This is a genomic window from Acetatifactor sp., from assembly GCF_982438285.1.
This window is the reverse complement of record NZ_CEWDFQ010000051.1, coordinates 1-12,782: the sequence shown is the minus strand read 5'-3', so window position 1 is coordinate 12,782 and position 12,782 is coordinate 1. Positions and strand designations below refer to the sequence as shown.

7 protein-coding genes are annotated in these 12,782 nt (G+C 50.6%); all 7 read left to right on the top strand.

All coding sequences use genetic code 11. From position 1 onward, the window contains the following. Positions 1-2 precede the first annotated feature (2 nt). A complete protein-coding gene (locus AC1WIP_RS04200) occupies positions 3-110 on the top strand; it encodes a helix-turn-helix transcriptional regulator (RefSeq protein WP_481140640.1) in 108 nt (35 codons plus the stop codon). A 91-nt stretch (positions 111-201) separates the two neighbouring features. Further along, positions 202-3,447: a hypothetical protein gene (locus tag AC1WIP_RS04195; RefSeq protein WP_481140638.1), complete on the top strand. Its 3,246-nt coding sequence runs from the start codon at positions 202-204 to the stop codon at positions 3,445-3,447. A gap of 16 nt (positions 3,448-3,463) precedes the next feature. After that, the gene (locus AC1WIP_RS04190; RefSeq protein ID WP_481140637.1) at positions 3,464-5,545 is read left to right on the top strand and encodes a hypothetical protein; all 2,082 of its coding nucleotides are present in this window, start codon (positions 3,464-3,466) and stop codon (positions 5,543-5,545) included. A 2-nt stretch (positions 5,546-5,547) separates the two neighbouring features. Next, positions 5,548-8,457, top strand: coding sequence for an alpha-L-rhamnosidase (locus AC1WIP_RS04185; protein WP_481140636.1), 2,910 nt, complete (start codon positions 5,548-5,550; stop codon positions 8,455-8,457). A gap of 53 nt (positions 8,458-8,510) precedes the next feature. Beyond that, on the top strand, positions 8,511-10,232 hold the full coding sequence (gene ilvD / locus AC1WIP_RS04180) for a dihydroxy-acid dehydratase (RefSeq protein ID WP_481140635.1): 1,722 nt from the start codon (positions 8,511-8,513) through the stop codon (positions 10,230-10,232). A gap of 281 nt (positions 10,233-10,513) precedes the next feature. Next, a complete protein-coding gene (locus AC1WIP_RS04175; protein WP_481140634.1) occupies positions 10,514-11,575 on the top strand; it encodes a P-loop NTPase family protein in 1,062 nt (353 codons plus the stop codon). A gap of 93 nt (positions 11,576-11,668) precedes the next feature. Further along, positions 11,669-12,782: TadA family conjugal transfer-associated ATPase (locus tag AC1WIP_RS04170; RefSeq protein ID WP_481140639.1), on the top strand; the 1,114-nt coding region annotated here is incomplete at its 3' end.

Below are 12,782 nucleotides of genomic sequence, written 5' to 3'. Positions count from 1 at the left end.
ATATAAAGGATATTGCGGATATTCTGGGCTATGACCAGCTGTATTTTGGCACGGTGTTCAAGAAGGTTATGGGAGTTTCCCCGTCCCAATATAAGGGGATGGTGCAGTGATTTTGTAAGAGGTATCGTGCTTGCTGTGCACAAAGATAAATCTTACAATTAGCTGCTGGATATGGCTGGAGAAAGGGAGGAATAGGGGCGTATGGACAGGTTTTATAAAAAGAATACGCAGGAGAGGCTTTCGAAGGAGTTGTTTGAGAATCCGACTGCGGAGTACAGAGGAGCTCCCTTCTGGGCGTGGAACGGGGCCCTTGATGGGAAGGTTCTGGAGGAGCAGATTGACGTCATGAAGGAAATGGGGATGGGCGGTTTTCACATCCATGTGAGGACAGGGCTTGACACCCCGTATCTTGGCCGGGAATATATGGACCATGTAAAGGCCTGTGTGGAAAAGGCCCAAAAGGAGGACATGCTGGCGTGGCTTTATGATGAGGACCGCTGGCCCTCCGGAGCAGCGGGCGGAAAGGTCACAAGGGGGCATCCTGCGTATGCGGCAAAGAGCCTTTTGTTTACGGTGACCCCCTATGAAACGGGGAAGGAAGGAGCAGGCAAAAAAGAGGAAGTCTCCGCACCCGGCAGGGGAAGGGGAGGCGTCCGCATGGAAAACGGCAGGCTTCTTGCAGTCTATGATGTGCGGCTTGGAGAGGACGGCACCCTTGAGGAATATAAGAGGATCGAGCCCGGGGAGCAGGCTTTTGGGACAAAGTGGTATGCCTATCTGGAGCATGGGGAGGCAGACCCCTGGTTTAATAACGGAGCTTATCTGGATACGCTCAATCCACAGGCTGTGGATCAATTTATCAATATTACCCACAGGGCGTACAAAGAGGCCCTGGGTGAAAAATTCGGGGAGAGGGTTCCCGCCATATTTACGGATGAGCCACAGTTTACCGCAAAAAGCATCCTGAATTTTCCCCAGGAGAAAAAGGATGTTTTTCTGCCCTGGACAGAAGGCTTTTCGGAGGGCTATCGGGAAAAATACGGGGAGGAGCCCCTGGAGACGCTCCCCGAGCTGATCTGGGAGCTTCCTGAGGGGAGGATATCCCAGGCCAGATATCGGTATCATGATTTTGTGGCAGAGCTTTTTGTGGAAAACTACTGCGGACGGATTGGGGAATGGTGCAGGGAAAACGGGATTCGCTTTACCGGACATGTGATGGGGGAGGGCTCCCTGGAGGAGCAGACTATGACTTTGGGAGAATGTATGAGGTGCTATGGGGCCTTTTCTATTCCGGGCATGGACAATCTCTGCGACAGAAGGGAATATACCACGGCAAAGCAGACCCAGTCCGCCGTCCATCAGCAGGGGGCGGAGGGTATGCTGTCGGAGCTGTATGGAGTCACCGGCTGGGATTATGATTTCAGGGGCTACAAGCTCCAGGGAGACTGGCAGGCTGCCCTAGGAGTCACAGTGCGGGTGCCCCATTTATTCTGGATGACCATGAAGGGAGAGGCCAAAAGGGACTTCCCGGCATCTATCGGCTGCCAGTCCCCCTGGTATCAGCAGTTTTCTCTGATAGAAAATTACTTTGCCAGGCTGAACACCGCTCTCACCAGAGGAAAGCCATGGGTGCGGATCGCAGTGATTCACCCCATTGAGAGCTATTGGCTTCATTGGGGGCCGTCCATGCAGACAGCGGCGGTCAGGGAGCATTTGGAGGAAAGCTTCCAAAGGCTTACGGAGTATCTGCTGTTTTCTCTGCTGGACTTTGACTTTATCAGCGAAAGCACACTGCCAAAGCTGTGTCCTCAGGGAGGCGCGCCCCTGCAGGTGGGAGCCATGTCCTATGAGGCGGTCATAGTGTGTGGCTGCGAAACCCTGCGCAGTACCACATTGGAGCGGCTGGAAGCCTTCTTCTGCCAGGGAGGAGATTTGATTTTTGTGGGTGCCTGCCCCAGGTACATAGATGCGGTTTTCTCAGATAGAGTGCAGACTCTGTATGCAAAGGCTAAAAAGGCAGCCCTTTCTCCCGCCTCCTTGTGGGAAGCTTTGGGAAAATACGCCTTTGCCAGGATACAAAGACAGGACGGTAAAAGATGCGATTTCCTTCTTTCACAGCAAAGGGAGGACAAGGAAGGCCAGTGGCTGTTTCTGGCAAATGGGAAAAAGCCCAAATGCCCGGATGTGGAGGAGGAAACCAGGCTTCACATCAGCCTTGCAGGCGCTTATGATGTGCGCTGTTATGACCCAATGACCGGAGAGATATTCCCCTTGGAGACAGAAATCCTGCAGGAAGAGACCTGCTGGGAGCAGGACTGGCATATGCACGACAGCATGCTTCTCTACCTTACGCCCACAAAAGAGGAAAATGAGAACCGAATGTCCAAAGAGCAACAGGACATAAAAACACAAAAGCAGCAGGCGGAAGCGGCAAAGGAAGCAGCCCGCACCGCTCTTCCCGAGGGATGTATCCAGGCCAGGGCAGCCCTGGGCACTGTCTGCTTTGGGCCGGTAAAGACAGCTCTTTCAGAACCCAATATGTGCCTGCTTGACATAGGGGAATTTGCGGTGGACCAAGGACCCTGGATGCCGGAGGAGGAAATTCTCCGGATTGACAATATAGCCCGCAGCAGATGCGGCCTTCCCCTCAGAAGAAGGGAGGTGGTGCAGCCCTATCTGCTGCCTAAGGAGAAGCCTGCGCACAGCATCCGGGTTCGGTTCCTGTTTGAAAGCGAAATAGAGCTTTCCCAGTTAAAGCTGGGGCTGGAGGACGCCTCCGCCACAAAAATCTGCTGGAACGGACAGGAGGTTTCTGTCCTGGCGGATGGCTGGTATGTGGACCGGGCCATCGAAACAGTTTCCTTACCAGGTCTTAAGAAAGGGACAAACCGATTAGAGGTGACAGTGCCGCTGGGACAGCGCACCAATCTGGAGGCCATGTATCTTTTGGGAGAATTTGGGGTGAGGCTTGCGGGAAGTAGAAAAATTCTCACTGCCCTTCCGGGAGCAATAGGCTTTGGGGATATCACCTGTCAGGGACTCCCCTTTTACACAGGGAATCTGGAGTATTCCTTTGAGATAGAGGTTTCAAAGGAGGAAGCCCTTGGGGAAACGGTGATTTGTGTGCCCAGGTACAGAGGCGGGCTCATCAAGGTATTTGCAGATGGAAAGGAGCGGGGCGATATTATTTTTTCACCCTACAGATTAGGACTTGGGCATCTGGGGGAGGGAAGGCATAAAATCATGCTGCGGCTGTACGGCACCAGACAAAATGGCTTCGCCCAGCTTCACCACACGCCGGGAGTATGGTTTTATCAGGGGCCCAATTCCTGGAGAAGCAGTGGGGCGCTTTGGTGCTATGAATATCAGCTGCGCCAGGCGGGGATTCTAAGCAGCCCTCGTCTGGAAAACGCAAGCTTTGTCTCTGGGGAGTTCACAGATAGATAAAAAGGAGCAAAATGCCATGCAAGAGGACAAACAGATTCGAAATCAATACCTGATCAAGGAGGACTTTGGCGGCTTTGCCTGTGGGGATTTTCCCTATGATAAAGACCATTCCGCAATGGGGGAATACCATTTATGGCGTATTCCGGGAGACTGCGGCATCTGGAGGGATATGGTGTGCAATTACACCTATTCGGGCCCTTCCTGGATGATTGTGGAAAAGGAAGGGAAAAAGCTTATGGAGCAGATGCGGGTGGAAAACCAGTATCCCCATAAAATGCAACCTATTCTGACAGCGGGGAAAGAGGAAATGTTTGATTATACCATGGAGGCCTGTGTGCGCCCGTATCATACCGGGGGAAGCACCGGAATCGCCGTCTGCGTACAGAATTCCTTTCATCTGCTGGCGGTGGTGCTGGAGGATCAGGCTCTTAAGGTTTACAGACGCCATAAGCAGGAAGAGGAATGCCTGGGGTGTGTGCCCTTTGCTTACGACTGTGATCACTTTTATTGCCTGTATGCAAGGCTTGAAGGAGATCTGCTGCAGGCGGGGGTAAATGCAAAGCTTCTTTTGGAGGTGCGCCATGAAAGCGTTTTAGAGGGAGGCAGAATCGGAATTACCGCAGATCGTCCCGCGGCCTACAGCCAGGTAAGGGTGGCGGTAAGCCAGGCTGTAAAGCAGGAGATGGAAAACAGAAGAAAAATCCTTCAGGCAGAGGAGCTTTCGGAGAGAGAAAAATATCCTGGCATGAAGCTGGCAAGGGTGATTGATTTAAAGAATTTTGGCACAGGCAGGCAGATACGATTTGGGCATCTTACCGGGGATGAGACCTGGCATATTGTGCTGGCTCAGTGCAGGAAGCGCATTTACCAGGACGCCTATGCCATGATCAGCTGTCTCACCGCCATAGACCTGGAGGGAAAGGTGCTTTGGCAGTGGGGAGAGCCCTCTGAGGATCCTTCTACAGGATTTTTGTCTGCGGATCTTCCCTTTCAGGTGTACGACCTGGACGGGGATGGCGCCGATGAGGTGATTTTTGCCAGAGATTTTGAAATCCTGGTATTGGAGGGAGCCACGGGCAGGGTGCTTCGCAGAGAGAAAACTCCCCTTGCACCGGAGCCCGGGGACAGTCTTTTGGGAATCCCTTACGGAAGATATGCCTTTGACAGGCTGAACCCGGACTGTATTCGTATCTGCAATGTATCGGGAAAAAAGCGTCCAACGGACATTTTGATCAAGGACAGATACAGCAGGATTTATGTGCTGGATGAAAATTTCCGGCTGCTGTGGAAATATCAGGACGCCAAGAATACGGGGCATTTTCCCTATCCCCATGATTTTAACGGGGATGGCAGGGACGAAATTTTCTGCGGCTATAATATGCTGAGCGCGGACGGAAAGCTGATCTGGACACTGCCCTTATCCCAGGATCACACCGATGAGATCGTCATTGGAAAATTCCGGGGAGACGACAAGGGATATCTGGCCCTGGCAAGCGGCAGCGACGGCTTTGTGATCGCCGACCTAAAGGGAAATATTATTGCCAGGGACGATGTGGGCCACGCCCAGAGGGTGAGCGTAGGGCCTTATCTGGGGGAGCCTGGGAAATTCGGCATTTGCCTGGTAAATTACTGGGGGCATCAGGGAATTTTGTTTTTCTATGACTGTGACGGCAATCCCTTATGGGAGATGGAGACAGGGCTGAATGGACAGGTGCTCACACCTGTCAACTGGAAGGGGGACGGGACGGAGCTGATTTTGTTAAACGCAGATGTGGAAAAGGGAGGCCTCATTGACGGCAGAGGGAAAAGAGTGGTGGTATTCCCCGATGACGGCCACCCGGAGCTGTGCGTGGAGGCCATTGACCTGATGGGAGACAACAGGGATGAGCTGGTGGTCTGGGACTTAAAGCGGATGTATATTTACACCCAGGCGGATGAAATGCGTCCCAGAGGGTACGCTCCGGTGCGTTATCCGCTCTACGCAATGTCAAACTACAGGGGGGAGTACTCTTATCCGGACAGCTCTTACATTGATTTTTCGGAGCAGGACGCATTTTCTTCTGATGAAAAGACGCTTGCGCAGCAAAATGAGAGGTAAAAATGAAGGTAGAAAGGCTTAGAATCAACCATTTGAAAAACCCCTTGGGCTTTGCACTAAAAACCGTAACAGCCTCCTATCAGGTAACACAGGCTTCGGGCAGCAGCCAGGAGGCCGCACGAATCAGAGTTTCCCTGGACCCGGAGGGAAGGGAGGAGGTGTATGATACCGGCCGGGCGGACTGGGTAAGCGGTCTTGGCACAAGGCTCCCCTTAAGCCTTTCGCCCTGTACCAGATATTACTGGAAGGTGTGGGTATGGGATAATGCGGGGGATGCGGGGGAGAGCGAAACGGCCTGGTTTGAGACGGGGCGCATGGAGCTGGGACTGGAGGGCATCAGCATTTCTGCGGATTTGAAGGAGGGGATTCCTGTTCTGGAGAAGGATTTTTCCCTGGAGGAGGAGTGCACAAGGGCCAGACTGTACCTGTGCGGTCTGGGAGTGTTCGAGGCGTATCTGAATGGGAAAAGAATCGCAGACGAGGTGCTTACCCCTTATCTCACCTCCTATGAAAGCCACATACAGTACCTCACCTTTGATGTGGGAAAAGAGCTTTGCAAGGGGGAAAACCTGCTGCAGATCTATCTGGCGCCCGGGTGGTATATGGGCAGCTATGGCTACCGCCAGAACCCTGACCGGACTAAGGGGCGTATACCGGAACTGATGCTTACCCTGGATATGTTTTTCCAGGACGGCAGCAAAAAGACAGTCGTGTCGGATCTATCCTGGAAATATCGGCTCAGTCCCATTGTATACAGCGATATCTACAACGGAGAAAAAAGAGATGACACCTTGCTTTCCCAGAAGGAAAAAGTCTTTTGCAGGGAAAATCTGGGCGCTTACGGCCCCGCCCGCAGCGTAAGGCCGGGGAAGCTGTGCCTCGAAAGAAAGCAGTTTGAAAATGAACAGCCTGAAAACAAACAGCCCAGGGAGGAGCCTTCTGAGCGGATACAGGCAAGGCGCAGTGTCCCTGTAAGGGTGAAGGCGGTTTTAAAGCCTGCGGCGCTGCTTTTGACCCCAAAGGGGGAACTGGTGTTGGATATGGGGCAGAACATCACAGGCCGGATCACCTTTCGCTGTCGGGGAAAAAGAGGGGACACCTTTGTGTTCACCCACGGGGAAATTTTGCAGAAGGGTAATTTTTACCGGGAAAATTACCGCACCGCTAAGGCGGAGTATATTTATATTTCCGATGGAGAGGAAAAAAAGGTTTTTCCCAGGTTTACCTTCTATGGTTTTCGGTATGTAAAGATTACGGATGAAAAGGGAGATATTCCAAAGGGCATAGAGATCAGTGATTTTACGGGGGAGGTGCTTACCTCACAGATTGAAGAGACGGCCAGGCTGCAGACTGGAAACGCGCTGTTAAATCAGCTGATTTCCAATATCCGCTGGAGCCAGTGGGACAATTTTCTGGATGTGCCCACGGACTGTCCCCAGAGGGATGAAAGGCTGGGCTGGATGGGAGATGCCCAGATATTTGCCAAAACCGCCTGCATCAACGGAGAGTGCTACGCCTTTTACAGAAAATATCTTTACGATGTGTGGATGGAGCAGAAAAGATGTGGGGGCATGGCTCCCCAGATTGTTCCTTCTGTGGATAAAAGCCCTAAAACCTCGGCGGCCTGGGGAGATGCGGCGGTGATTCTTCCCTGGGTGCTGTACGAGACCTACGGGGACGCCTCTATCTTGGAGGAGCAGTGGGAGAGCATGAAGCAGTGGGCGGCTTATATCGACCGCTGCAATGCCAGGGCGGGCACCAACCCTTATCTGTGGCAGAATGGCTTCCACTATGGAGACTGGCTGGCCCTGGATGGGGGCTGCTATCACATGCCTGTGGGAGGCACGGACACCTTCTTTCTATCCTCCGCCTATTTTTACCGCACGGTGAAAATTTTGAGCCTGGCGGCAAAGGCGCTGGATAAGAAGGAGGAGGAGAAGCACTATGCCCAAAAGGCGGACAAGATCAGAAATGCCATCTGGGAAACCTATTTTACCAGGTCGGGCAGCCTATGTATGGACACCCAGACAGGATATGCAGTGGCTCTGCTGTTTGGCCTGTATTGGGGGGAGGATCACAAGAAATTACTTGCACAGGGGTTGGAAAAGCGTATCCGGATGGACGGCTGCCAGATGAAAACAGGCTTTGTGGGGACGCCCCTGCTTTTGCCTGCCCTTGCGCAGGCGGGTCTGGAAAAGACGGCCCTGCGGCTTTTGATGCAGGAGGATTGTCCCGGCTGGCTCTACCAGGTAAAGCTGGGAGCCACCACCGTGTGGGAGCGCTGGGATTCCGTAAGGCCGGACGGCACTATGAGCGATACGGGAATGAACTCCTTAAACCATTATGCAAACGGCTCCGTTTTGGAGTGGATGTATGGATGGATTGGGGGAATCCGCCAGCTGCCGGGGGATGCAGGATACGGAAATGTGCTGATCAATCCCCTGGTCTGTAGGGAAATCGGACATGCCTTTATGGTGTTTGACACTGCACAGGGCAGATACGAAATCCAATGGGAGCTTCGGGATGGGGATCTCCTGTATCTGCGCTGTGTGATTCCCTTTGGGGCAAAGGCCCGGATACGTTTTCCCTATCCCGGAGAAGAAATATTAAGGCAATATGGGGAAAGTGTGGAGCGAAAGGCGGGAGAATATGAATTTTGCTATGCTTTAAATCCGCAGTTTGAGGACAGGCCCAGCCTGAAGGACAGCGTCCGGTGGCTGGTGAAAAACCCAAAAATCAAAAGATATCTCTACGAAAAAGTCCCCATGCTTGCCAAGGTGGACGGAGCCCGGATTCAGGATATGACTTTGGAGGAGCTGTCAAGACTGCCCTTCTTTTTGGGGATCGGAACCAATATTGGGCTGGATGAAAAAACTCTGCAGGAAATAGAAGAATTTTTAAAAGCATTGTGAGCAATGGTATTTTGGGAATGGAGATTGGAAGGCAGATCAGAAGGGAGATCAGTATGGAGAAAAACAGTCAGAGAATCAGGAATCTTGCGCCGGAAAGTGATCCTTTGAAAATGGGGATGGGATGGAGTGTGGCTGATCTGGAGAAGGATCAGATTTTAGTGGAGAGCACCTTTGGGGACAGCCACCCGGGCAGCGCCCATCTTAATTTTCTGGTAGATGAAGTGATACGGGGAATCAAGGATGCGGGGGGCAAGGGAGCCAGATATTATGTGACGGATATCTGTGACGGCATTGCCCAGGGACATGACGGAATGAATTTTTCCCTGGCTTCCAGAGATATGATGGTGAATATGATGGAAATACACGGAAGCAGCACGGGCTTTGACGGGAGTGTGTTTCTGGCCAGCTGTGACAAATCCGTTCCCGCTGTTTTGATGGCGGCGGGGAGACTAAAGCTTCCGGCGGTGATCGTCACAGGAGGGGTTATGGAAGCAGGCCCCGGCCTTTTGACGCTGGAGCAGATCGGCGCTTATTCGGCTATGTGCAGGCGGGGGGAGATCACACAGGAGCAGCTTACCTTTTACAAGCAGCATGCCTGTCCCTCCTGCGGGGCCTGCTCCTTTATGGGCACTGCCTCCACTATGCAGATCATGGCGGAAGCCCTGGGGCTGATGCTTCCCGGCACCGCCCTGCTTCCCGCAGGCAGTAAGGAGCTTAAGGAGGCGGCTTATCTGGCGGGGAAACGCAGTGTGGAGCTGGCGGATCAGGGACTTAGGGCCTGCGATATTGTAACCAAAGAATCCTTTGAAAATGCCATAATGGTACATGCGGCCATTTCCGGCTCCACCAATTCTCTTCTGCACCTGCCGGCTATTGCCCATGAATTTGGCGTGGAAATAGACGGGGATACCTTTGACAGGCTTCATAGAAACGCGCATTATCTTTTGGATGTGCGTCCAGCAGGAAAGTGGCCTGCAGAATTTTTTGCCTATGGGGGCGGTGTACCCAGAATTATGGAGGAAATCAAATCCTGTCTGCATCTGGAGGCAAGGACTGTCACAGGCAGGACTTTGGGAGAAAACCTGGAGGAGATCAAAAACAGCGGTTTTTATGAGCGCTGGGAGAAAAAGCTGGAAGAAAGAGGACTTAGGCGGGAGGATGTGATCCGAAGCTTTGACAAACCCATAAACGATCAGGGAACGGTAGCGGTTTTAAGAGGAAATCTGGCGCCTCAGGGAGCGGTGGTAAAGCACTCCGCCGTGCCCAAGGAAATGTTTCAGGCTCTGCTTCGGGCCAGATGCTTTGACTGCGAGGAGGAGGCCATTGAGGCGGTGCTCACCCATAGAATACAGCCGAAGGACGCGGTGATTATCCGTTACGAGGGCCCCGCAGGCTCCGGCATGCCGGAAATGTTTTATACCACAGAGGCGATTTCCTCGGACCCGGAGCTGGGAAAGAGCATTGCGCTGATCACGGACGGGCGGTTTTCAGGAGCTTCAAAGGGACCGGCCATAGGGCACGTGTCGCCGGAGGCGGCCAAAGGAGGACCCATAGCCTTGCTTGCGGAAAATGATCTCATTTATCTGGATATCCCGGGCCGCAGACTGGATGTGGTGGGGATAGACGGAAAGGAATGCTCCCCTGAGGAGGTGGAAAGGATCTTTGCGGAAAGAAGAAAACACTTTAAGCCAAAGGAGCCGAAATATACAAAGGGAGTGCTTAAATTTTATTCCCAGCATGCGGTGTCACCCATGAAGGGCGGATATATGGAGTAAAGAGGGGGAGTCTGTTTTCATATCTTGAAAGGCCTGCTGCGGCAATTCCTAATTGCTGGGCAGGTTTTTTTATGTCCATTTTTTCTCGAAAAGAGACAATTCGTTGGCTTAACTGTTCATTCTTTATATGTGAAAAACCGTATCAGAATATACTCCCATCATATAACAAAACTGAAATAAATTATTGAAAATTACTAAAATAATAATTTTAGGGTATTGAAATTGCGAAAGTTATATGATATAAAGAATAAAGAGTGTCAAAAAAAGGGGAAAAAAGGGAAATGAAAATTAAGCTTGCAATATTGGAAAAGGATGGGATTTATCTCAATCGCATTGTTGCGGTATTCAGTGCAAAATATGTTGACAAATTGGAGATATATTCCTTTACTGATCTGGATATGGCCATGGGTGTGCTGGAAAGCGCAAAGATTGATGTTTTGATTGCAAATGATGCATTTGAAATTGATTTTACATGCCTGCCCAGAAAATGTGGATTTGCCTATCTGGTTGATTCAATGGACGTGGATACGTTCAATGGACAACATGCAATATGCAAGTTTCAAAAGGCTGATCTTATATATAAGCAGATCCTCAGTGTATACTCCGAAAATGTCGGTAATGTTACCGGGATGAAAATTGGAGATGACAGCGCCAAAGTTATTATTTTTGCATCTCCAAGCGGAGGAACTGGAGCTTCTGTTATGGCGGCCTCCTGCGCGGTTCATTTTGCAGCGCAGCAGCAAAAAACTCTATATTTAAATCTTGAATCATTTGGTTCGTCTGAAACAATCTTTTCTGCTGAAGGGCAGTTCGATATGAGTGACATCATTTTTGCCCTAAAGAGCAGAAAAACTAATCTTCCCCTTAAATTGGAAAGTTGCGTAAAACAGGATAAAAGAGGCGTCTATTTTTATTCGCAGACCAAGATAGCTCTTGACATGCTGGAAATGGATGCAGAGGATATGCTTCGGCTGATATCAGAGCTGAAGCTCACTGGAAGCTACAAATATATCATTATTGATATGGAATTTGGAATGGATAAAGATGCCTTGCAGATATGCAGACAGGCACAGGCCATCGTCTGGGTGGGGGATGGCTCTGTAACATCCAACACCAAGATATGCAGGGCATACACTGCTCTGGCAACTTTGGAGCAAAGCAGTGATGCTCCTCTCACTGACCGCCTGATGCTTGCATACAACAAATTCAGTAATAAAACAAGCAATATGATCAAAGATGTGGAGCTCAAATGCATTGGAGGCATACCCAGGTACGAGCACTCGACAGAAAATCAGATTGTTGATCAGCTTTCAACAATGGATATGTTTGACCAGATTCTTTGATGAGAGGGTGTGAGGGAGATGGATTTTGAGCAGGAGCAGCAATTTGTCAGTGAAATAAAAAGGTACGTTACCGAAAATCTTCCGCTCAGCAAAATGGAAGATGATGAGCTGGAAGTTAAGGTTGAGGAAATTGTACTGAAACAGTTGGGAAATCGCTATTGTTCCATAGATCAAAGAGTATCCATTGTACAGCAGGTTTATAGTTCCATACGTGGATTCGGGCTTCTGGATACCATTATGAATGATGATACAATTACTGAGGTTATGATAAACGGCCCGGAAAATGTTTTTATTGAGCAGAATGGACGACTGTTTAAAATGGATAAGCAGTTTGAAAGCCAGAGACGGCTGGAGGATGTGATCCAGCGTATTGTCGGACTGGCAGGAAGGGAAGTTAATCAGGCGAATCCCATCTGTGATACGAGGCTTCCGGATGGCTCCCGTGTAAATGTGGTATTGCCCCCTATCGCGCTTTGCGGGCCAACGCTGACCATTCGAAAGTTTTCAAAGACCCCTATGACAATTGAAAAATTGATTTCTTACGGCTCAATTACGCAGGATATAGCGGATAAGCTTGAATTGCTGGTGAAGGCAAAATATAACATCTTCATCTGCGGCGGTACCGGTTCAGGAAAGACCACTTTTTTGAATGCTTTGTCTAACTATATTCCTAAGGATGAGAGAGTGATTACCATAGAGGACTCTGCTGAGCTGCAGATCGTTGGCGTAGAGAATTTGGTAAGTCTTGAGACAAGAAATGCAAATACTTCTGGTGCAGGACAGATTACCATCAGGGATTTGATTAAGTCATCCCTGAGAATGCGTCCTGAACGTATCGTTGTGGGAGAAGTCCGTGGAGGAGAGGCGTTAGATATGCTGCAGGCCATGAACACGGGACACGATGGTTCGCTTTCCACAGGACATGCCAATTCCACGCAGGATATGCTGAGCCGTTTAGAGACTATGGTTTTACAGGGTGCGCCAGGTCTTCCCCTTGAGGCTATCAGGCAGCAGATCGCTTCAGCAGTAGATATCATCATTCACTTGTCCAGGCTGAGGGATAAGTCTCGAAAGACCATGGAAATTACGGAAGTAGTGGGATTTGAAAAAGGGCAAATTGTGCTGAACCCATTATATGTGTTTGAAGAAGATGAAAACAGCACTTTAGAGAAGGTATCAGGCAGGCTGAAAAGAACAAAAAAACCGT

What these genes read in the sequence shown, in the direction of transcription:
- ilvD (WP_481140635.1), top strand. Translation starts at nt 8,511, where the DNA reads ATGGAGAAAAACAGTCAGAGAATCAGGAATCTTGCGCCGGAAAGTGAT.
- AC1WIP_RS04185 (WP_481140636.1), top strand. Translation starts at nt 5,548, where the DNA reads ATGAAGGTAGAAAGGCTTAGAATCAACCATTTGAAAAACCCCTTGGGC.
- AC1WIP_RS04195 (WP_481140638.1), top strand. Translation starts at nt 202, where the DNA reads ATGGACAGGTTTTATAAAAAGAATACGCAGGAGAGGCTTTCGAAGGAG.
- AC1WIP_RS04190 (WP_481140637.1), top strand. Translation starts at nt 3,464, where the DNA reads ATGCAAGAGGACAAACAGATTCGAAATCAATACCTGATCAAGGAGGAC.
- AC1WIP_RS04175 (WP_481140634.1), top strand. Translation starts at nt 10,514, where the DNA reads ATGAAAATTAAGCTTGCAATATTGGAAAAGGATGGGATTTATCTCAAT.